Origin of the sequence: Paraburkholderia oxyphila NBRC 105797 (assembly GCF_000685075.1) — a bacterium.
GTDB lineage: Bacteria > Pseudomonadota > Gammaproteobacteria > Burkholderiales > Burkholderiaceae > Paraburkholderia > Paraburkholderia oxyphila.
In genome coordinates this window covers 60,733-81,350 of the sequence record NZ_BAYD01000010.1, presented here as the reverse complement: position 1 = coordinate 81,350, position 20,618 = coordinate 60,733, and the positions used below count along the sequence as shown (strand labels likewise).

The window sequence follows — 20,618 nt, the reverse complement described above, 5'->3', positions numbered from 1 at the left end:
AGATGAGACGGACAACGCAGCAGGCTGAAGCGACGCGCGACCGGATTCTCGACGCGGCCGAGAAGGTGTTTCTGGCCAACGGCGTTTCGCATGCGTCACTCGAGGCGATCGCAGTGGCTGCAGGGCTGACACGCGGCGCGGTCTACGGCCACTTCCGCAACAAGGGTGACCTGTTCGCCGCGATGACCGATCGCGTGCTACTGCCGATGGAAATGCTCGTCGCGGCATCACGGGAGGCCGGCGAACAGGATCCGCTCGGCCGCATGCACAAGCTCTTCGTGTTCTGTTTCAGCAAGGCGGCAACCGAACCACATAACCGGCGGGTGCTGGAAGTGCTGTTTACAAAGTGCGAATACACGTGCGATATGGACCGCGTGCGCGAGCGTTTGCGCAACGCGGCGCGCGATGGGCACGAGATGCTTGAACGCGGTCTGCGCAACGCAATCGACAAAGGGCAGTTGTCGCAGGACCTTGATACGGCGCGCGCGGCGGATGTGGTCCATGCGTTCCTCGGCGGGGTGCTGCGCGACTGGCTACTGGGTCAAGGCTCGATCGTTCTGCCTCGCGATGCGGAGTATCTTGCCGACTTCTGCATCGGTTCGTTGCGAATTTCGCCTTCGCTTCATCGTCGAGGGACCGGAGCCTGATGAGGACAACAGCCCGCAGCTCGATACCTGGCGGATCTTGTGACGCTCGGTGGAATTCCCTGGAAACAGAAGCGGTCAAGGGCTGTGGTGCAAATTACGGACACGCGCGAAAAGCGGTGTGTTCACCATTACCTCATCATGCTGAAAGTCCGGCCTTCCAAACAGCTGGCGCAGTGGTATCTTTGAGGCGCAATCGGGTGAGGTTGAACTGACCCTTGCGAATGCGATGCATCAGCTCGACGCCCGATATCGTAATGGCCGCATTCCTGAAATGACGGCGCGGAATGACCGTTCCGCACTGATACCTGTCCGCGGAACTGCGACGGCTCGACCGGCAGCAACGGGTCGGCTACTGCCGACCGGATCGAACATCTGCCGGCCAGGGAAGGCGGCCTGCATCGTTGTCAACTGTCCGTCGTCCCCGATTTCATTCGGGGGCACGTCGTTCCTTCCATATCAGAAAAGGAGCCGCACCGCCCATCAGGGAAGTATGTGTCTGCGCGATTAGCGCCGAGTTAGATGAAATGCCGTGTTTCAGCGGGCCGGTATGCACAAAGGTCCGCGACGCCCAATGTAACGGGCAACCTGACTGCACGCTCTACAATCGGCTACGCAATATTGCGGGGCCCTGCGCAACATACGCCTGCAGCAAATGATGGGCGATGGCGAATGGCTTGGGCGCGGAAAGTCCGCTCGTATGCGTGCCCGCGAGCATCGCCGCAACTTCGGAGCGGGAGAACCAGCGCGCGTCTTCGAGTTCCGCGGTATCGACGACGATTTCCGTATCGCTCGCCTGAGTGAAGCAGCCGATCATTAGCGACGAAGGAAACGGCCACGGTTGCGACGCGAAGTAGACAACCTGTGTGCATTTCACGCGAGTTTCCTCGAGCACCTCGCGGCGTACCGCGTCTTCCACCGTCTCGCCCGGCTCGACGAAGCCCGCAAGCGCCGAGTACATCCCAGGGGCGAATTGCGGTTGACGTCCGAGCAGGCACCGTTCGCCGTCAATTCCCAGCATGATCACGACCGGGTCGACCCGCGGAAAGTGGCGGGCGCCACAGGCATCGCAAATTCGCTGCCAGCCTGCCGCCGCGGCGCGGCTCATTGAGCCGCAGTTGGCGCAGAAGGCGTGGCGGCGATGCCAGTCGAGCATCGACTTCGCCTGGCCCAGCACGCCCAGGACCGCGGGAGAGACGAGGCCTTGCAGGGCGATCGAGCGCAGGTCGACCCGATGGTGGACCGTCCCTGGCGATGGGTCCGCCAGTTGGAGGCCGAGCTTGAACCCGAGCGCGAAACGTCCGCTGCCATCGCTCTCCTGCCCGAGGAAGACGCTGTGAAGCGGTTCGCCAAAGGTGGTCGCTTCGCTGGCCAGAAACCACGCGTCGTGCTCACTGCCGCGTTTGAGCAAGGGGATATCGGCTTCGAACACGAGAAAGCGCGCGGACGGGGCGCCGCGGAGAGACTCGATGAAGGCGTGATCGTCGCGCTTTTCGGAGCGACGATCGAGCGGGTTGCAGTTAAAACCGATGGATGCGGAAGATGCAGTCATCATCAACGTGGCGTTGCGGGTAGAGACGAACTGAAAGTATGGCACGGCGTCCCGCCTGGCGCCGCAAGACCGGTCGAATATGGGACTTCGGGACTGGACGGGACCGATCAACCACTGGCCGACGGCGAATTCACGGGTACGACAGGAAAGGAGACGATTGGCAACATCTGTAGATTGGCTCAAAAGGGTCGACGGCGACGGTCGAGCGCATCGGGTAGCAGTCGGCCACGAACGGTCATCGGACCTCGTCGAAGCCTTGACGCCGGCACGTCTCCTTGACCCCTCCGAGGCGACATTCGATCCATACGCCACTTGCCCTGCAAGTCTGTTCATTCACAAATGAACGTCTGCGGGATTGGTGAGCAAGGTCTCCCGAGTCGCAGGATAGAATATCCAGTACAGACTATCCCTTATCCTCGGAGCCGGGCCACTCCAGCCAGTCTCTGGTAGACAGAATCAATGCGAACCCCGACAGCGGAAAAATCCATCCCGATCGGCGCACTCAACTCGCTGCCAGCGGTCATGCGCGAGCACGGCACCGACCCCTGGCAACTGCTCGAATCGTTCGGCGTGAACCGGAAGGCGATGGCGTCGCCGCTCAATCCGCTGTCGACTGTGACACACGGCCGGATTCTCGAAGCGGCGGCAAAAAAGATCGGCTGCGAACATCTCGGCCTGCTGCTTGGACAGAAGGCTGCGCTCGGGAATATTGGGCCGCTGCGCTTTCTTGTGCTCAATGCGCCCACTGTGCGCGAAGCCGTGGAAAACCTCATCGAGTTCTGTGGCGTGTGGTATCGCGGGCTGCATGTGCGCATGACCGAGGAGGACGGTTATGCGTGCATCTCGCTCTCTGTCGACAGTGGCATTCCGGGCGCGAAGCATCTGCTCACCGCGTACCTTGCCGCGAATATCCGCATTCTGGAGCTGATTCTCGGCCGCTCGTGGCATCCAACCTTGGTGAGAATCGCGTACCGTAAGCCGAAGTCGAGTGCGCTCTACGAACGCTATTTCCAGGCTCCGGTCTGGTTCGGTCAGTCGCAATACGAGGTGCTGTTCCCGCAGGGGCTGCTCGATCAGACGAGGAAGAGTCACGATCAGGAACTCGGTCGCTTCCTGCGTCAGCATATGACCGAGTTGCGCTCGCGGCAGGCCGATGATTTCAGTTCGCGTGTACGTCATGTCATCGAAACGCTCTTGCCGGACGGCTGCACATCGACAAAGGTCGCCGAATTTTTTGCGATCCATCGCTTCACGCTTTATCGCCGTCTCGATGAACAGGGAACGAGCTACGAGATGTTGATCGAGGACGTGAGGCGCAATCACGCGGATCAATTGCTCGCGCAAACCGACCTGCCGATCGCCGATGTCGCGATGCGGCTGGGCTACGATAGCCAGAGCAACTTCACGCGTGCATTCAAACGCTGGCACGGCGAGACGCCGAGTCACTGGCGCAAGCGGCCACACGCCGCGCGATGACCTGTGAATGTCCTCGCGCGGCGTGGAGGTGCGCTATCGAACGATCAGAAGTTGTGACGCATGCCCATCATGACGGCCGTGGTCCCGTTCCCGGGCGCGACGGGCTGACCGTAGGTGATGGTCTGCGTCATGTCGCCGTGATTGTTGACCCAGCCCACCTGCGCATAGACCAGCGTCTGCTTCGAAAGGCTGTATTCGGCGCCGGCAGCCAATTCGAGCGAGTTGTTCGTCGAGTGATTCTTGTCCGTGATGTAGTAAGCGCCGCTCGTGATCCGGAAAGCAGGCGTGAAGCGATAGCCCAGACCCAGCGAATAGAGGTCAAGATTGACCATGTTGCGATGGGCGGGATTGGACCCATTGCTATACGAGCCGGAAATCGAGAAGTCGTGGACCGTATAGAGCGCGCCAAAATACCAATAGCGGTTATTGTTCAAGCCCGTTGGTACGGAGTTGGCGCCCGGATTGGTATCGTGCCCGTTGTAGTAGACCGCGGCAAGCTTGAGCCCGTAGCCCGAGTATTTCAGCACAGCGGACTCGCGCGTGTTGCCCTGCAACTGCCCGGCGACTCCACCCGGCGCATATTCCAGCTCGGCCGTGACGCCGTGAAATGCGGGCGAACGATAGACGAGCGCATTGGAATCGTACAGCGCGCCAATCGGGCCGTTCGTGCTCGTGCCAGGCCACCCCGCCGCGGTGTTCAGGCCGAGCCATGCGCCGAGTATGCTGCCGAAATACTGCGAGGCACGAACATCCGTGTCCGCCATCGCGTAGATCATCGGCACGATCTGGCGGCCCGCCGTGAGGGAGCCGAACGGGCCGCTCACCCCCACGCTCGCGATCTGGTTGAAGAAGCCCGGCACGCCCGCCGTGTCCGAGAGCCCCAGTTTGCCGGTGCCGGAATCGAACACGCCCTGAAGCTTGAAGTTGACCTTGTAGCCTCCCCCGATATCCTCCACGCCCTGCATGCCCCAGATGCTCGAATAAATGCCGGCGTCCTTGTAACGCCAGATCGCGCCTTGATTCTTCGCCGCCGGGCTGAACGAGGCTGCCGAGGTGCTCTGGTAAAGCAGTCCCCCGTCGATCGCGCCGTACAACGTGACTGACGATTGGGCTTGGGCTGCGGCTGCGCACGTCGCTGCCGTCATCGCGATCATCAACTGCTTTTTCATGTCGTCTCCTTTGTTATGGTGATGCCACTGCGTTTGAATCGGTGATCCACGTCGTTCGGCATTTCGCGTCGGCTTACTGCGGCGCAGCAGCGCCCCTGCGCCCGACGAGGGCGCATGGAGTCGTCGCTGAGGAGTTGAAGACGCGGTGTGCGAAGACCTACCTGCGGCGCTCACGCAGTGCGCTCGCCGGAATACCGGCCAGCACGACGACTGCGCCGACGATCAACATCGCGCCGATGAGGTCAAATGCGAAATAAAGGCTGCCCGTGGACGCGCGGATCGCGCCCACAGCCATCGGGCTCACCAGCGCCGCAAACGAGCCCACGCTGCTCACGAGTGCGATTCCGGCCGCCGCCAGGCGGGTGCTGAAATACGCTGGAGGGATCGTCCAGAAAACGGGAACCGCCGCGAGGCACGCGCCTGCGCCAAGCGCCATGCAGATCATCGACAGCACGAGATGCGCACTCAGCAGATGCATGAGGAGAAAGCCGAGCGCCGCCGCGAACATCGTCACCGCAAGGTGCCAGCGGCGTTCCAGCCAGCGATCGGAACTGCGGCCGATCAGGTACATCGCGAGCGCGCCGATCCCATACGGCGCACTCGATACGAGGCCGATGCGATGCATGTCGTGCAGGCCTGCGCCTTGCAGCAGAGAAGGCATCCAGTACGCCACGGTGTTGGTGCCCGAGTAGATCGTGAAGAACACGATGCCCGGCAACCACGCGCGAACATCGCGAATCACCGTGCGCAGCGAAGGGCCGCGCGGCGCATCGTGCACTTCGTCGTTTTGAAGATTGGCAATCACGATGGTCTTTTGGCGCTCATTGAGCCAGTTCACGTGAGCGGGCTGATCGTCGAGCCAGAACCATGCGAGCGCGCCCAGCAGGACGGCAGGAATGCCTTCGAGGAGAAAGAGCGCCTGCCAGCCCTTGAACATGTGCCAGCCGTCGAGCCTCGTCATGATGAGGCCCGCGATCGGCCCGCTCACCATGCCCGCGACAAAGCCCGCCATGAAGAAGATGGACGTGACCCGGCCTCGCTTCCACGACGGAAACCAGTAGCTCAGGTAGAGAATCACGCCCGGAAAGAAGCCCGCCTCGGCGATGCCGAGCGCGAAGCGCGATACGTAAAGCTGCGTCGGCGTGGAGACGAAACAGGTCAGCATCGTGACGATGCCCCACATGACCATGATGCGCGTGAGCGTGGCGCGCGCGCCGACACGCTGCATGTACAGGTTGCCAGGAATCTCGAACAGGATGTAACCCACGAAGAAGGCAGTAGTGCCGATTGCGTAGGCGGCATCGCCAAGGGCGAGGTCCTGCGCCATGCGCAGCTTTGCGAACGAGATGTTGATGCGGTCGATTGAGTTGACCGCATAAGCGAGGAACAGGAAGGGCAACAGGCGCCATGCGATCTTTCGATACGCCAGTCGTGATTCTTCCGACGAGACCGACTCGTTCGCGGCCTCGGCCTCGATGGCCGCTTGACTCATGATTTCTCCGACTACAGCAATGGGACGACGGCACTGCGCCGCGAGGATTGAAGTCCCGCACGCCCGTTCTTGCCGACGTGTCGCGCGGGAGGCACGGTCCCTTCAAAAGATCAGCGCTTTGTGTGCGCGTGCTCCAGGCATTCGGCCTCGAGCAACGGCACGGCAAGCTCACAGGCCTCGATACCCTGCAGGCTCACGATCTTCAGCACTTCGAGAATCTGCCCGCGCGTGGCGCCCAGTTCCAGCGCAGCCTTGATGTGCCGCTGCGTGCCATGCGAATAGAGATGGGTGATCGCCGCGTCGCCCGCAACGCAGAGCAATTCGATCCACAGCGGCGGAAGAATGTTGTCCCGCCACAGGCCAAGACCCATCGCCAGAAATTTCTCCAGATACTGCGGGTCCCAACGATAGATCGTTTCCCAGAGCGGATTGAACATGCCGCTCTCGCGTACCCTGTCGCACACCGGCGTATAGGCGAGCGGAGCGGGTTCGTCGGGCAAGCCCGCGAGGGCCAGTTCGTCTTCGAGAATCGGTACGCCGAGCGCGCAGGCGTGGATCCCCACCACGCTCGCGAGCTTGAACACCTCGAGGATCTGCGCGCGCGTCACGCCGAGCTTCAACGCGGCGCGCACATGCCGGCGCACACCGGGCGCATACAGGTGCGTGGCCGTGACGTCGATGTTAAGACGGATCAACGCGACGAGCTTCGGGTCCAGCACATCGTTCGTCTGCGTGTCCACGCTCAATGCCATGAATGATTCGATCCATGCGGGGTCCCACTGCGCGAGCGGATCGAGCGCCGCATCGGCGAGGGCCGCCGCACGCATCGCATCGTAGTGAGGCGTGCCTTGTGACTTTTCCATAACGTGTCGGGTAGAGTGATGACAGGTTCAGATCACCGAGCCGCCATCGGGGCTGATGATCTGACCGACCAGATAGTGTTCGCCCGCAAGATATACGACGGTGGACGCGTACTCCTCGACTGTGCCGAAACGACCCAGCGGACAGTTCTGCCACAGCCGGTTGCGGCCGTCCTCGCCTATCCTGTCGAGATAGTCGTTGAAGGCCGGCGTGGCGACGCCGCCGGGCGCCATGGCATTCACGAAGATGTTGGCGCCCGCAACCTCGAACGCCACCGAGCGCGTGAAGGCGATCACCGCACCCTTCGTCGCGCAGTAGTGCGGGCTATGGGCGCTGCGCGTCGACAGGCCGGCAATCGACGCGATGTTGATGATCTTGCCGTCGCGTTGCGGCTCCATCAGCTTCAACGCCTCGCGCGTGCAATAGAACACGCCGTGCACGTTGACGCCCCAGTAGCGATGCCACTCGTCGTCGCTGATCTCGCTCGTGAAGGCCAGCGACTGACGCGGCATGGGCGTCTGCATGTAGGCGTAGAGCTTGTTGCGGCGCTCGGTGTCGACCGGTCGGTTCGGCGTGAGCGCGGCGTTGTTGACGAGAACGTGCAAGGTGCCGAAGCGCGCGACGATCTGCGCGAATAGCCTGCTTACCTCCTCGCTCGACGACACATCGCATCGCACTGCCAGGCACTGTGCGCCGCGTGACGTGACCACCTTGTGGGCCGCGTCAATCGCGTTCTCGTCGATATCGCATACGACGACATGTGCGCCTTCGTCCGCGAGTGCCACCGCGCACGCAAGACCGAGACCAGGACCAACACCCGTCACCAGCGCTACCTTGTTCCGCAATTTCATGACCATGCTTTCAACTCGCAAAGGATCAATACGCGAAGGGGCTCAGGCGTGGCCTGGCACGGTGAAGCCGCGCTGCGCCGGCTTGCGGTTGGGCGCCATGCCGAGCGCCGCAATGGTTTCGTCGGCGCTGTCGTACCACTCGCCGATACGGTAGATGCGCTTCGCGTCCGCGCCGGTCGCGATGTCACGGCCCAGTTCGCGCGCGAGCCGCACCGTCTGCTCGATCTGCTGTACCGACGTCATGCGCTCTCCCTTGCGGCCCCAGAGGTTGTCTTCGATGCCCACGCGAACATGCAACCCCATCGCGATGGCAATGGCATTCATCGGCAGCACGGCACGCATGGCGCTCTCGATGGTGAGTACCGCACCATCGGGCGTGCGGCGCGCGAATTCGATCAGGTCGGCCGGATGCAGCCCTGCCGCGCCGCCGCCAATTGCGACGTAGTTGAGGATCAGCGGACCGGTGTACAGGCCGCGGCGAATCAGACGCTCGACGCTTTCAAGCTGATGCACGTGACCGAGCATGAAATGCGGTTGGATGCCCGAACGGTGAAGGCGGCGAAGATGCTCGATGAAAAACGACGGCTTCGCATCGACCACCATTTCTGAGTAGGCGTTGAAATATTCCGGCTTCTCCAGGATCGTACCGGCGACGTCATCTGCGCTCAGCAGCTCGCAGATGTTCATCTGGCTGGAGTTGATCGTGATGGTGACCTGGTCGGGTTTCGGATCGAGCTCGGCGAGCATGTGGCGCGTATCGTAATCGAGCCATTGCGCCTCCTGTCCCTCGCCTTCCGGCGCGAACGAGATCGACCCGCCAACCTGCAGCACCATATTGGGCACCGCTTCGCGCAGCAGACCCAGCATTTCGTTGAATTTCGACAGCCGTTTCGAACCCTTCCCGTCTTCCTCACGGACGTGGACGTGAAGCACGGTGGCGCCAGCGTTGTAGCAGTCCACCGCCTTCTGGATCTGCGCGTCCATGCTGACGGGAATATCGTCCGAATCGCTCGGAAGCCATTGCGGGCCGTAGGGGGCCACCTGGATCACGAGTTTTTCCTGGTGTTCGGGAAAAAGGCTGTCGTCAAGAAAATTCATTGGGTGTCTCCAACGTGAGTGATGGTCTTTCGCACAGGGGCGATCCGTTGGAAACACTTTAAAGACTATGATTTTTTTGAATTTATCATCTTGTCACTCCAATTTATCATTTTGTCATTCTGGGGATCAGGCTTAACCCTCTATGGGCGCGACGATGCGTCCGCGTACAGCGACGCTTCGCCAGATGAAGATCTATCGGGGCTCGGCGGCTGAAGCCAGGCGACTATCTCTCCCCGCGTCGTGTGCATGCGTCTCCACATATCTCGACGAGGCAGTATTCGCGGCTGGTCCACCGGTGGGTCGCCTCCATCGGGCTCGACGACACGGCGTATGGCACGCACACGATGCGTCGCACAAAGGCCCCGTTGATTTACCGTCGCACGAAGAACCTTCGAGCTGTGCAGTCGTTGCTCGGCCATAGCAAGCTTGAGAGCACGGTTCGCTACCTCGGCGTAGAGGTCGACGACGCCCTTGAAATGGCGGAACAAACTGAAGTTTGACAGCGAGCAGGCCGGTGAGCGGTCGCTTGCCGGCCAGGAAGGGACGCTCGAGTGAGACTCACAGGTGTCAGCAGCCGCTCCAAAAGCGGCTACCAGAAAGACTCCGCGTGTTGCCGCTTTGATGTGCTAGCCTCAACATGAAGCTACCGTGAGACAACCATTTTCCAACTCGGGGCGCCGCTCTGCGAAGCAAGGGCGTATGTGCCGTCATCCGACTTGAGCACAGATCTGCACCAGTCAGTGACGTTTTTGGGCCATTCAATGCGAGCACAAAATTTGCCCTCATCGGAAACGCGCCATGTACCGCGGCCAACCATACTGTGGTGGTGACTGTCGCCACTTTCTGGACCGTTACGCCAAGTCGCTTCGAGCGTGCCGTCCGCCTCATTGGTCCAGCGAACGGAATTTCCGCTTTCGTAGGTAACCTGAACGGTTGCACCTGGCAGTATCTGGCGAAGTTCATCAACCGATAGTGGCTGAGTGTCTTCAGCAAATGCGGAGACGCATGCCGCCAATACCAAGAACGCCAAAGCTGTCTGATGGTGTGTTCTCATGGCCGACACCTCCAATGCACCGGAGATGGAGCTACGCGATTCCCGTGTTGCTCTGGTTTCGACGCACTCCGTGGTGACACCGGGTTTGAGACCCACCGGGAAGAGGGCGGGCAGATTCCCTTCGCATATCACGAAGGTCGCCCAACGATCCGGGCAAAGAGGAACCTTCGTCTGTGTCAGATTACGATACTTGACGTATCTCCAGACTTTGGATGTGCGCTGACGCACATTTCTCTATAGCTCGAATCTCGTCGACTCTATTCAACCGCGAAGCGGACAATCAACAATTTTGTTTGGCTGACTCAAACGGGGCGACATGACCCATTCAGTTTGCGCTGGCGCGGCGCGCCCCTGCTCAGCCAACAGCACGCAGTATCAGGAATCCGTCAATGCCTATGCAACCGGTGGGCTAAGCTCGACGCCGGGCGACATGATGAATCTCGCGCAGATGTTTCCTGGCGGCGTGCTGTCCGCGCTGAAGGAGATCGTTCGCAATCTTGCGCAGCCGCTCCAGAAGTAGCCGCCGGAACTGGCACGAGATCACCCGTTGTTGGCCATGCGCGAACACTTTGAGTATGTTTGATAGGGCACGAAACTGCAGCGACGTCCGAGGGAACATGGTCGTGCGCTTGGCCTGGACGCCATGGCGCCGCTGCCTTTGGGTGTTCGCATGTTTTGCCGGCCAGGAGGTTACCCCATGAGAACGCTCGTCGTGGCGGCATACCTGTCGATGTTTGTGAAGCCGTCTTGCTATGCCGCAATGCTGCTCGGCTGCCTGACAAGCCCCGTCGTGGCTCAAGAGCCAGCAAGTGCGCCCACTACGCCAAGTGCGCCCACGACTGCTGCCCCGATCTACAAGGTTGGGGACACGTGGACACTTCTATGGGAAAGAGCCGACTCCAAGCCCGGAACCCCCCTTGTTCTGAGGGTGGTAGCAGTCACGGAGAAACAAACGACGTTGTCGTCTTCGTGGAACGGTGCCCCCCCAAAAGAAATAGATTACGACAATCAGGCAAACATGACGCGAGATGGTAACGGGACAACGTATGAACCAAGCAACGGATACCTTAGCTTTCCAATGACGGTCGGAAAAAGTTGGGACTTTCATCATGTCCGGCGTTTCACGTCCGGAACCCTTGACGTGAGCGGGCACGCCGAAGTTGTTGCATTCGGGCGCGTTCAGGTCCCTGCGGGATCATTTGACGCCTACAAAATAGAGAGCCGGGGGACGAATGCAAAGCAGCTTGATCGCCTGTACAGTGCGCCATTCAGCGCGACCTATTGGTATGCGCCCAGTGTAAAGAAAATCATTAAGGAGGTTTACACGTTGTACCTCAATAACCAGGCTGAGACCCATAACATCGAATTGGCTGCGTTCAAACTTGCGCCCTGATGGATGGGGACTCTGCAAGCACCGAATAACGCTAGTGCCAGCGTTCTCACAAGAGACAAAAAGCAACCCGCGGCCGGCGACCCTGGCTGACCCGCAGGAGATCGGAGATGTCTTTGCAAGCAGGTGTGTCAATCGCGCTGGGCAAGATTGCCGTAGCGCTTGCGTTTGCAGGTATGGCAGTAACGGTACACGCCGACACGGTCCGGATCACCGTTTCGCACTACAGTGACGCAACCGGCCCCTACTTCAACAAGATGGCTCAGGAGTTCGAGAAAGCTAACCCTGGTACGACGATCAAGATCGAAGAAGTCAATTGGGACACGCTGCAACAGAAGCTCCAGACGGACATCATCGGTGGCGCGAACTCGGACCTGGCGATCGTCGGTACCCGCTGGTTGCTGGACTTCGTGAGCGACGACGTCGCCGAGCCCCTTGATGGCTACATGGACACGAGCTTCAAGGACCGCTTCATTGGCCAGATGCTGACGCCGGGTGAAATCAAGGGCAAGGTGTATGGCTTGCCGATCGCTGCTTCAACACGCGCCCTGTACTACAACAAGGACCTGCTTTCGAAAGTGGGTTATCCGAATGGTCCGAAGACCTGGAGCGACGTAATCGATGCGTCCAGGAAGCTGAAAGCAATGGGAATCGCCGGCTTTGGTCTTCAAGGCAAAGAGATCGAGACGGATGTTTATTTCTATTATGGACTCTGGAGCTACGGCGGAGACGTGATCGGCAAGGACGGCAAGGCTGCTTTCAATTCGCAGGCCGGCGTGAAGGCCGCAACGATGTATCAAACGATGATAGACGAACGTCTGACCGAACCGGGGGTCACCGGGTATAGCCGTGAAGGCGTACAGAACCTGTTCAAGCAGGGGCGTGTGGCGATGGTTATCTCCTTGCCTGTCCTGTCGAAGCAGATCGCGAAGGAGGCGCCAAATCTGAAGTACGGTATCGATCCCATTCCGACCGGAACGACGCAAGCCACCTATGCGGTGACCGATTCAATCATGATGTTCAAGAACTCCAGGGTCAAGAAGAGCGCCTGGAAGTTTCTGGATTTCCTCTTCACAAAGGGCCCGCGCGTCGAATTCTCGAAGTCGGAAGGCTTTCTGCCCACGACGAAGGCCGAAGCCAGCGATCCGGCATTCAATAGCCCAGACACCAAGGCGTTCATCGCATTGTTGCCGAACGCGCGCTTCGCACCGACTGTCGCTGGGTGGGAAGACATCGGGAAGGCAGTGTCGGATGCTATGCAATCCGTCTACCTGGGAAAGGCTCAACCCGCCGCGGCACTGAACGCGGCAGCCGAAAAGGCAAACCAGGCGCTAGGAAAGTAAGTAATGCGACTCGGGTAATCGAGATGCCAGCGCGCGAACGGTTCGCGGCGAACGGTGCGAGGCGAAATGAGGTTCTACCAGACCATGGGGTTTCATGCCCGTTTCCCGGCAAAGCGAGCTGGCCTCTGCTACGTGTTGCTCGGCCAATGCTTCATTGCCGTCGATCTTTTTGCAGCCGAGAAAGTCCGTTCAGGCACTGTGCCCGCAACGGAAGCATTCCAAGGTCTTGGGCGATCGTCAACGCCACGCGATAGTGTTTGTGAGCTTCCTCGATCCGAGGTGGGGTAGCGTTGCGGTCCGAGACAAGGTCCCCCAACAGGCACCAGGCCCAGGCTTCGTTGCCTCGTTCGCCGGAGGCTCGAGCAAGATCAATGGCGTCATGTGCGTGAGTGATGGCTTCATCTTGTCGACCAGCGAGCTGGCACACCCGACCGAAAATTGAGAGCACTAGCGACTGTCCGAACGTTAAATTACTCGCCGTCGCTTGGCGAACTGCCTCTTCCAGCAAAACCAGTGCCTCATCGGTCCGGCCCAGTGAGGCATACGCCGCCCCCAGACAGGAGGCTATCCGGGGAACGTAGATTGGAAACTCAGCGCTCTTGCACATGGCCAGTGCTGGCTCAAGTGCCCCAACAGCGACGTCGGGATTGCCTTGAATAAGGTGCATCCGTCCGACACCGTGACCAGCAAAGATCAGCTCCTCTGGCTCATTCATCCCTCGGGCCAGGTCGGTCGCCTCCTGCCCAAGGACGGCAGCCTCGTCGAATCGGCCGAGCTCGGCAAGACACAGTACCAACCAGATACGAGCGTTGACGCGCGTGAATCTTGCGTAAGCCTCATGGGAGCCGAGGCCCTGGCTTTCATCGAGGAGATCTAGCGCCTGTCGAGCATGAACCATCGCGCGTTCATAGTCTCCGCGGCCATACCGTGACCTTGCCATCATCATGGCAGCCCATGCCTTCGCATCGGGGTCGTTTCGCCGCTCCGCCAACGCCAGGGCGCGTTCGCCTGCCTCGACGGCACCGACCAAATCGCCTAACGAACCGAGCGTGAAAGCCAATCTTGATAGAACGCGCGATATGCGTACCTCGTCGCCAAGTCCTTCGGCAAGCTGTTTCGCGTTCTCCAGATTCGCCCGGTCACGTGCCAATTCTCCGAGCGGATACAGCGAGTGATTAAGTTCCCATCGGATGTCGATGATTTCACCTTGTATCGCGGCTGAGGACGGCAGGTCCGCGTAGGCACTCAGGGCTTTCTCGAACAAGACCGACGCCTCGCGATGAGCGGCGCGTTTTGCAGTATTGTGACCGGCACGCCACCACAGCCGGGCCGCCTTTTCCGTCAATCCGGCCTGGGCGCAGTGTTCAGCCAGGATTTCCGGTTGTTGCTCCGCTACGTCAAAAAAATGATTCTCGAGCGCCATTGCGATGCGGGCATGCAGTTGCTGTCGCCTGTCCCGCAGCAAGGAGCCGTACGCGGCGTCTTGCACCAGGGCGTGCTTGAAGGTGTATTCCGCATCCGGTGGGGCCCCGTGCCGAAAAACCAGCTCGGCACTGACGAGATGATCCAATGCTTCGTCGAGGCGCTCCTTGGGCATCGACGCGACCGCGCTGATGAGCTCATAAGAAAATCGCCGGCCGATTGCAGCGGCAATTTGTGCTATATCCCGCGCCGGGGCCAGGCGATCGAGACGCGCCATCAGCGAAGCGTGCAGCGTCATCGGGATTGCCAGTGGTGGCAGCGGACCATCGAGGACGTAGCGCCCGTTCTGCTCGCGCAGTACGCCGCTCTCCAGCACGGTCTTGGTCAGTTCCTCGACAAATAGCGGTATTCCATCCGTATGCTCGATGATCCGGTCTGTAACCTCTTTCGGCAGTGCCTTGCCGAGGGCTATCCGCCCGATCATCTCGGCACGTTGCCGAGGGTGCAGACGATTGAGAGTAAGGAGCATCACCCCTGGGCGGCCGATCCACGGAGAGGCGAACTCGGGCCGGAAGGTCACAATCAGCAGGACACGCAGGGTTGCAATATGATCGACAAGATGGTCCAGCGCTTCGAGCGAGCTGGGGTCGGCCCACTGCACATCTTCGAACAATATCAGCAGCGGCTGGCGCTTTGCGAGGCCTTCGATTTGCGCAATTATCGTGCTAAGCGTCTTATCCTTGTACTGTTGGGGCGTGAGGTTGAGTGCTGAGTATCGACTTTCCGTCGAGATCGATAGCAACGCCGCCACCAGCGGAGCCGCTTCGCGCAAATTGTCGGCGGCGAACGCAAGCACCGCCTCAAGCTTGTCGAGGCGTTGTTCAGCGGTATCGTCCCGCCGCAAACCGGCCGCACGCTCGAACTGGGAAATGAACGGATAGAAGGCGCTGTCTTGATGGTGGCGCGAGCAGAAATACCGCAAGCGGGCGTTCGGCTCGAATTGGAGCCGCTCTTCAAGAGCGGTGGTCAGCCGCGATTTTCCGATACCCGGCTCGCCCGAAAGCAGCACAACCTGCCCCTCGCCATTTTTCGCCTGATGCCATCGGCGGAGCAACAGTTCGATTTCTTCGTCGCGTCCGACAATGGGCGTCAACGTGGTCGCGTGCAACGCCTCGGAGCGGCTTTCGACCCCGCTGGGGCCGAGCACTTGCCAAACCTGTAGTGGGTCGTCAAAACCCTTCACGGTGCCCAGCCCCATGTCGCGATAGTCAAACAGCGCGCCGGTAAGCCGCTGCGTGCTCGTAGAAATCACCACCGCTCCGGCCTCGGCCAAGGTCTGCAGCCGGGCAGCGAGATTGGGCGTCTCGCCGACGACGCCACGCTCCTGGGCTTCGCCGTCACCTGTGAGATCTCCGACTACCACTTCACCGGTAGCAATCCCTATCCGCACGCGCAGATTTTCGTCGACCCCGGAATCGAGTTTGCCGATGGTTCGCACCAGCGTCAGTCCAGCACGTACAGCCCGCTCCGCATCGTCCTCATGCGCCTGAGGATATCCAAAATAGGCCAGCACACCATCACCCAAGTACTGGGCAATGAAGCCACCAGCCTTGGTAATGACATCGGCGCAACCCCGGTAATAGGCGCCGAGGATCTTCCGCATGTCTTCCGGATCGAGCCGCTTCGAGAGGGCAGTCGAGCCGACGAGGTCGCAAAACATGACGGTGAGCTGGCGTCGGTCCGCGTCCTCGCGTGCCAGGTGCGTGGCCATGGTCGGAGCAACGGCGCTTTCGCCAAGTTGGGCGATCGCGCGCAGCATTTTTCGGCGATGCCCAAGCAAGACGCCAAGATCCTTGAGATCCTGGTCCGTTAGATCGCGAAGGACCGACTTATCGATACCATTCTCGGCAAAGAGCTGAACATACTCGGACAAGCCGAGTGATGCCAACCACTCTCCAATGCTTCCCACCGCTTGCCTCCCGAGGTCGGCTGCCTCATGCAATGGTAGGAAAAATATTTGTTCCGCGCATGGCGACTCCGCGACCGGGCAGCGGACGCCCACTCGTCACCCAAGGCCGTTCGGCAGTTGAGCTGCGATCAGCAACAGAGGAACCGCTTCGGACACGGACCCACCCGGCGGCAATGCCATTGCGATTACTGCGGCCTGCAATTGCGATAGCGGCATTCCCCAGGTTGAGCCGTTCGCAAATCCTCATACCTTGGAGGTTGTGTGATCCTCATTGGCGCCGAGCACGACACGTTGCAACGTCCCTGGATTGGAAGGCGAGGGCCTCTTGGGTGGCAATGGTGCACCCCACAGACGCGTCAACATGCGACGCAAGGGTTCCCTAAGAGGCACGATAACCTTTTCCTGGAGAAGAACCGACGCAAAGAGAATCATGACGAGATAGGCCGGATAGGCCGAAAAATGCAGCGGCATTATACGTGCCGCGTCGGCGCATAAATGAAATCGATGAAAGCAGGACAGAAGCGGGTACGGAATTTCCAACGCCTTCTGAACTTTCAGAAATAAAGTAAAAAGCGGTATTTGCAGAGCGAAGATAGACAAAGAAGCGTTTCCGAGCCGCCTGGCCCATCTGGCAGCACGCGCCGAGGCACCTTGTAGCACGCTGGCGGCAACGAATATCAAGGCGATTTGCGCGGGCAAAATTGCACCGTTATGGAGGAGCACCTCCCAGGATTGCGGAGCATCCGCGAACAGATAAGCGGCGCCAACGTAAAATGCTGCTAGCGTGAGTATCACGATGCGCCGGTTGCGTGCGACGAACCCCGTGATCTGCTCAGCGTGTCCGGCGAATATGCCGTATGCGAGAATGCCCGCCAGAAATTCCGGAAGACGCAGCAGTGGATTATTATGGAGCATCCCTATCGCCCACACTCCATACCAGCGGTTCGCGACAATGATGATCGCTGGGAGAAGGCAGGCAGCCCACATTGCAATTAGCATCGTCCACTTGCGACGCATGGAGACCAGGCGGGGGGCGAGTATCGGAAAGAACAAATAGAAGAAAAACAGCGCCGACAAGGACCACGCCGGAACGTTGAATGCCAAATAAAAAGGATTCCATGCCTGAAGTAACAGAACTTGCAAAACCGCATTGACTTCGACTTCCGCGGCGCTCATGGCGTGTATCATCCCAGGTGCAGAACCAAGCTTATTCATTTCAACGTCATATGGGTGAGAACTCACGGCCATCAATGCAATTGCCAGCAGTAACGTAATAATGTGTATGGGATAAAGATTGGTGAACCGATTGATAAAAAATATCGATGGGGAAATGGTTATGCTTTCACCGCGCCTCGTTCCAACGTAAACATGCGACAGAATGAATCCGGATAAGATAAAAAAGATACTGGTCGCACAGCCGCCGAATCTAAACACTTGAGCCAGTGGCATCGCGTTGGCCTCCGCGTAATAATAGAGCGTGTGGTACAGAACCAGATAGCATGCAAGAAAAAAACGCAGAACGTCCAGGCCAGGAAGCATTTTCTTCATCTTTATTTCCTTAGCGTAGCGGGCTAATGCGTTGGTCTCGCAACCGCCCGCCGCTTTCATTTTCGTGACAAAATATTTCTACGTGAAAGCTTGGTGAGACACGACTGCATTGCAAGATTTTGTCGTTATAAAATGTGCAGTCTGTACGGTTTCATACCTTGTTACATCACAACCGTAACTTCTCAGCTACTGGCTCAACTTTCAGGTTGTGGCTTTCGAGGACCATACGATTGCGAGTTTGCTAACTGAAAGGGCTTTGCATAAGGCCGATCGCCTGCCGACCGCCTCAAGCCAATGCCTCTTCGCGAAGCCGGAACTGCGCCACCGCTTCATTGAGCCTCGCGCTCTGTTCCTCGAGCGAGAGCGCGACGGCCGCCGCCTCCTCGACCAGCGCGGTATTGCGCTGCATCGTCTGTTCCATTTGCGTGACCGTCGCGTTCACCTGCTCGATGCCTGCAGACTGCTCTGCGGACGCCACGCTGATGTCGCTGATGATCGCGTTCACGCGCTCGACCGCGGTAACGAGCTCGACCATCGTCGAGCCCGCGAGCGCGACGAGGCCGTTGCCGTCTTCTACGCGCCGCCCGGCGTTCCCGATCAATGCCTTGATTTCCTTCGCGGCCGACCCGCAGCGCTGCGCGAGCCCGCGAACCTCCGTCGCGACCACTGCGAAGCCGCGTCCTTGCTCGCCCGCGCGCGCAGCCTCGACGGCCGCGTTCAACGCGAGAATGTTGGTCTGAAACGCAATGCTCTCAATGACGCCGACGATGCCCGAGATCCGCGCGGAACTCTCCGAGATTGCCGACATCGTCTCGACGACGCGCTGCATGGCCTCCTTGCCACGCGTCGCAATGCCGGCCGCGCCCTCGACATAACTGCGTGCGTCGCGGGCGTTGGCCGCATTCTGGCTCACTGCCGCGGTCAATTGCTCGATGCTCGCCGCGGCCTGCTGCAGCGATGCCGACTGTTGCTCGGTGCGCGCGGAGAGGTCGACATTGCCGCTCGCGATCACGCGGACGTCGCCGACGATCGTCTGCGTGCTCGCGCGCACCTGGCTCACGGTGCCGATCAGGCCGGACTGCATCTGCTTGAGGGCGTTCAATAGCCAGGCCATCTCGTTCTCGCGGGACGTCACCACAGTGCCCGTCAAATCGCCTTTCGCGATTCTTTCGAAGTGCTCGACAGCCAGATTGATCGGCTCGACGATCGCCTTCGCGAGCTTGCGCTGGGCGATCAAGCCGAGCACGACCGCGAGCGCGGCCACTGCGGCCATCCCCCAGACGATCCGTTGGAAATGCGCAGCGGCAGCATCGAAGCGGGCCTTTTCACGTGCGACCTGGAACGTTTCGAGCGCGCCGATCGCGTTCTGGTACGCGACGAAAAGCGCTGGCGGCGCAGCCCGCTGCGTGTCGAGGAAATTGAATGCGTCGTCGTGGTCGAGCTGTGACATCGCCTTCAGGAAGACCTGGTCAAGCAGCGCCTGGCGGTTTTTCTGCAGCGTTTCGAAGAGGGCCTGTTCATCGGCGTCGCGCGGGTGCAGGCGCGAGTAGGCCTCCAGTTCATCGTTGCTCTGCGCAAGCAGGGTATGGAGCTCGGCGATCTCGGCTTTGGCGGACTGGCCGGCGCTGATGATCTGTGCGACGTCGCTCAGGCGCTCACGCAGGACGAGCATGCGCTCGGAGCTGGTCTTCAGGTGCAAGAGCGACGCGGTGTCGTCGCGGTACATGGCCTCGAGCGAACCATTGCTCACGTAAAGGCCGGCGATGCACGCGCCCACCACGAGCACGAGCAGCGCCGTATAGGCGGCGATGGTCGCAAAGAGCCCGCCGCGTATCGTGAGTTGTTTTCGCATGTGCGTTCCCTTTGCCATGGCTGGGCAAGGCCAGCGGCCGATGTGGTTTGCGGATCGACGCAAGACGGGCGCCGCCGCACAATGCGTGGCGATCCTCGCTTACGAACGCGTTAACGGCCGGGCGGATGGGAAGGTTTTATCGTCACGCGACGCGGATATACACGATTGCGACAGGGGAGATTTACTGGAAATACGTCTGCCTCACGACCCATCCAGCAACGCGCGCGTCTCCTCCGAAGGCTCCGACACGAGCACGTTCTCGAAGCTGTCCATCAAGCTGGACACCGCATAGCCGGGCGACCAGAGCCGCCCCGGCTCGCCACCGTCGCGGCTCGCCTCCCACGCCGCCAGCGCGGCATTGCCATAGATGCCCACGAGCGAGAGCCGGTGGTCGATGATGGCCGGCGGAAGCTGGGGCAGCAGGTCACGCAGCAGCGCGTTGCAGCGCTGATAGCCCACGTTCCACTTGTTTTCCAGCGCCTCGCGCAGGAACGCGCGGTTGTTCAACTGCAGATTGGCGATCATGCGGATGTAAGTCGCCTGGCCCGTCCGATCGGCCAGATCGAACATCGGCATCAGTAGCGCGCCCAATACCGCGCGCACCGTCATCCCTCCCTCTGCTTCCAGCCGGTCGACCCGCGCCTGGCGATCCTCGTCGATCAGGCGCGCGCCGTCGACGATCAATTCGCGCGCGAGCTCCTGCTTGTTCCCGAAGTAGTAGCGCAGTGAGGCGCTATTGCGCTGTCCCGCCGCCGAAATGATGTCCTGGACCGACACGCCGTCGAGTCCTCGCAGCGCGAACAGCCGCTGGGCTTCCTCTTTCAGGCGCGTTCGCGTCTCGGCGCCATCCGAACGAAGGGTTTTTCCTGGTGTGGTCATTACTTTACCGTATCGAGA

The 20,618-nt window shown here is 60.1% G+C and carries 16 protein-coding genes and 2 pseudogenes; 6 read left to right on the top strand and 12 right to left on the bottom strand.

The genetic code is table 11. The features are described from left to right. Nucleotides 1-2: 2 nt before the first annotated feature. A complete protein-coding gene (locus BO1_RS09235) occupies nucleotides 3-647 on the top strand; it encodes a TetR family transcriptional regulator (protein WP_028217314.1) in 645 nt (214 codons plus the stop codon). Between the two features lie 136 nt (nucleotides 648-783). Here the strand turns inward: BO1_RS09235 and BO1_RS62265 are convergent. Next, nucleotides 784-918: pseudogene (locus BO1_RS62265) on the bottom strand (IS6 family transposase); the annotation flags it as partial. A gap of 327 nt (nucleotides 919-1,245) precedes the next feature. Then, nucleotides 1,246-2,196, bottom strand: a complete 951-nt coding sequence (gene nudC / locus BO1_RS09230) for an NAD(+) diphosphatase (protein ID WP_028217313.1) — start codon at nucleotides 2,194-2,196, stop codon at nucleotides 1,246-1,248. A gap of 459 nt (nucleotides 2,197-2,655) precedes the next feature. Here nudC and BO1_RS09225 point away from each other — a divergent pair, with 459 nt between their 5' ends. After that, the gene (locus BO1_RS09225; RefSeq protein WP_028217312.1) at nucleotides 2,656-3,672 is read left to right on the top strand and encodes an AraC family transcriptional regulator; all 1,017 of its coding nucleotides are present in this window, start codon (nucleotides 2,656-2,658) and stop codon (nucleotides 3,670-3,672) included. A gap of 44 nt (nucleotides 3,673-3,716) precedes the next feature. Here the strand turns inward: BO1_RS09225 and BO1_RS09220 are convergent, their stop codons facing one another. The 5 genes from BO1_RS09220 to BO1_RS09200 form a co-directional block, all read right to left on the bottom strand. Continuing rightward, nucleotides 3,717-4,841: a porin gene (locus BO1_RS09220; protein WP_028217311.1), complete on the bottom strand. Its 1,125-nt coding sequence runs from the start codon at nucleotides 4,839-4,841 to the stop codon at nucleotides 3,717-3,719. A 157-nt stretch (nucleotides 4,842-4,998) separates the two neighbouring features. Next, complete coding sequence (locus tag BO1_RS09215) at nucleotides 4,999-6,333, bottom strand: MFS transporter (protein ID WP_043284263.1); 1,335 nt, start codon at nucleotides 6,331-6,333, stop codon at nucleotides 4,999-5,001. A 110-nt stretch (nucleotides 6,334-6,443) separates the two neighbouring features. Continuing rightward, nucleotides 6,444-7,196: a carboxymuconolactone decarboxylase family protein gene (locus BO1_RS09210; protein ID WP_028217309.1), complete on the bottom strand. Its 753-nt coding sequence runs from the start codon at nucleotides 7,194-7,196 to the stop codon at nucleotides 6,444-6,446. Nucleotides 7,197-7,223: 27 nt separating this feature from the next. After that, nucleotides 7,224-8,045, bottom strand: coding sequence for an SDR family NAD(P)-dependent oxidoreductase (locus tag BO1_RS09205; protein WP_028217308.1), 822 nt, complete (start codon nucleotides 8,043-8,045; stop codon nucleotides 7,224-7,226). Between the two features lie 42 nt (nucleotides 8,046-8,087). Then, a complete protein-coding gene (locus BO1_RS09200; protein ID WP_028217307.1) occupies nucleotides 8,088-9,143 on the bottom strand; it encodes a BKACE family enzyme in 1,056 nt (351 codons plus the stop codon). A gap of 194 nt (nucleotides 9,144-9,337) precedes the next feature. Between BO1_RS09200 and BO1_RS50290 the strand changes: the two are divergent. Next, nucleotides 9,338-9,643: pseudogene (locus tag BO1_RS50290) on the top strand (tyrosine-type recombinase/integrase); the annotation flags it as partial. Between the two features lie 143 nt (nucleotides 9,644-9,786). Here the strand turns inward: BO1_RS50290 and BO1_RS61960 are convergent. Next, nucleotides 9,787-10,197, bottom strand: a complete 411-nt coding sequence (locus BO1_RS61960) for a DUF995 domain-containing protein (RefSeq protein ID WP_084687845.1) — start codon at nucleotides 10,195-10,197, stop codon at nucleotides 9,787-9,789. 316 nt (nucleotides 10,198-10,513) lie between these two features. Here BO1_RS61960 and BO1_RS57245 point away from each other — a divergent pair, with 316 nt between their 5' ends. The 3 genes from BO1_RS57245 to BO1_RS09180 all read left to right on the top strand — a co-directional run bounded on the left by BO1_RS57245 (nucleotide 10,514) and on the right by BO1_RS09180 (nucleotide 12,930). Then, a complete protein-coding gene (locus BO1_RS57245; protein ID WP_084687844.1) occupies nucleotides 10,514-10,717 on the top strand; it encodes a hypothetical protein in 204 nt (67 codons plus the stop codon). 177 nt (nucleotides 10,718-10,894) lie between these two features. Then, the gene (locus BO1_RS09185) at nucleotides 10,895-11,590 is read left to right on the top strand and encodes a hypothetical protein (protein WP_028217306.1); all 696 of its coding nucleotides are present in this window, start codon (nucleotides 10,895-10,897) and stop codon (nucleotides 11,588-11,590) included. Between the two features lie 107 nt (nucleotides 11,591-11,697). After that, the gene (locus tag BO1_RS09180) at nucleotides 11,698-12,930 is read left to right on the top strand and encodes an ABC transporter substrate-binding protein (RefSeq protein ID WP_028217305.1); all 1,233 of its coding nucleotides are present in this window, start codon (nucleotides 11,698-11,700) and stop codon (nucleotides 12,928-12,930) included. A 151-nt stretch (nucleotides 12,931-13,081) separates the two neighbouring features. On the opposite strand, the gene BO1_RS09175 is transcribed toward BO1_RS09180, so the two are convergent. The 4 genes from BO1_RS09175 to BO1_RS09160 form a co-directional block, all read right to left on the bottom strand. Beyond that, complete coding sequence (locus tag BO1_RS09175) at nucleotides 13,082-16,300, bottom strand: AAA family ATPase (protein WP_245643747.1); 3,219 nt, start codon at nucleotides 16,298-16,300, stop codon at nucleotides 13,082-13,084. Between the two features lie 264 nt (nucleotides 16,301-16,564). Then, nucleotides 16,565-17,869: an acyltransferase family protein gene (locus BO1_RS50285; protein ID WP_052409404.1), complete on the bottom strand. Its 1,305-nt coding sequence runs from the start codon at nucleotides 17,867-17,869 to the stop codon at nucleotides 16,565-16,567. Nucleotides 17,870-18,155: 286 nt separating this feature from the next. Continuing rightward, on the bottom strand, nucleotides 18,156-19,721 hold the full coding sequence (locus tag BO1_RS09165; RefSeq protein ID WP_028217303.1) for a methyl-accepting chemotaxis protein: 1,566 nt from the start codon (nucleotides 19,719-19,721) through the stop codon (nucleotides 18,156-18,158). A 201-nt stretch (nucleotides 19,722-19,922) separates the two neighbouring features. Continuing rightward, a complete protein-coding gene (locus tag BO1_RS09160; RefSeq protein WP_028217302.1) occupies nucleotides 19,923-20,600 on the bottom strand; it encodes a TetR/AcrR family transcriptional regulator in 678 nt (225 codons plus the stop codon). Between the last annotated feature and the right edge of the window lie 18 nt (nucleotides 20,601-20,618).

What these genes read in the sequence shown, in the direction of transcription:
- BO1_RS09215 (WP_043284263.1), bottom strand. Translation starts at nt 6,333, where the DNA reads ATGAGTCAAGCGGCCATCGAGGCCGAGGCCGCGAACGAGTCGGTCTCG.
- BO1_RS09185 (WP_028217306.1), top strand. Translation starts at nt 10,895, where the DNA reads ATGAGAACGCTCGTCGTGGCGGCATACCTGTCGATGTTTGTGAAGCCG.
- BO1_RS09160 (WP_028217302.1), bottom strand. Translation starts at nt 20,600, where the DNA reads ATGACCACACCAGGAAAAACCCTTCGTTCGGATGGCGCCGAGACGCGA.
- BO1_RS09200 (WP_028217307.1), bottom strand. Translation starts at nt 9,143, where the DNA reads ATGAATTTTCTTGACGACAGCCTTTTTCCCGAACACCAGGAAAAACTC.
- BO1_RS09235 (WP_028217314.1), top strand. Translation starts at nt 3, where the DNA reads ATGAGACGGACAACGCAGCAGGCTGAAGCGACGCGCGACCGGATTCTC.
- BO1_RS09220 (WP_028217311.1), bottom strand. Translation starts at nt 4,841, where the DNA reads ATGAAAAAGCAGTTGATGATCGCGATGACGGCAGCGACGTGCGCAGCC.
- BO1_RS09205 (WP_028217308.1), bottom strand. Translation starts at nt 8,045, where the DNA reads ATGAAATTGCGGAACAAGGTAGCGCTGGTGACGGGTGTTGGTCCTGGT.
- BO1_RS09180 (WP_028217305.1), top strand. Translation starts at nt 11,698, where the DNA reads ATGTCTTTGCAAGCAGGTGTGTCAATCGCGCTGGGCAAGATTGCCGTA.
- BO1_RS61960 (WP_084687845.1), bottom strand. Translation starts at nt 10,197, where the DNA reads ATGAGAACACACCATCAGACAGCTTTGGCGTTCTTGGTATTGGCGGCA.
- BO1_RS57245 (WP_084687844.1), top strand. Translation starts at nt 10,514, where the DNA reads ATGACCCATTCAGTTTGCGCTGGCGCGGCGCGCCCCTGCTCAGCCAAC.
- BO1_RS50285 (WP_052409404.1), bottom strand. Translation starts at nt 17,869, where the DNA reads ATGAAGAAAATGCTTCCTGGCCTGGACGTTCTGCGTTTTTTTCTTGCA.
- BO1_RS09210 (WP_028217309.1), bottom strand. Translation starts at nt 7,196, where the DNA reads ATGGAAAAGTCACAAGGCACGCCTCACTACGATGCGATGCGTGCGGCG.
- nudC (WP_028217313.1), bottom strand. Translation starts at nt 2,196, where the DNA reads ATGACTGCATCTTCCGCATCCATCGGTTTTAACTGCAACCCGCTCGAT.
- BO1_RS09165 (WP_028217303.1), bottom strand. Translation starts at nt 19,721, where the DNA reads ATGCGAAAACAACTCACGATACGCGGCGGGCTCTTTGCGACCATCGCC.
- BO1_RS09225 (WP_028217312.1), top strand. Translation starts at nt 2,656, where the DNA reads ATGCGAACCCCGACAGCGGAAAAATCCATCCCGATCGGCGCACTCAAC.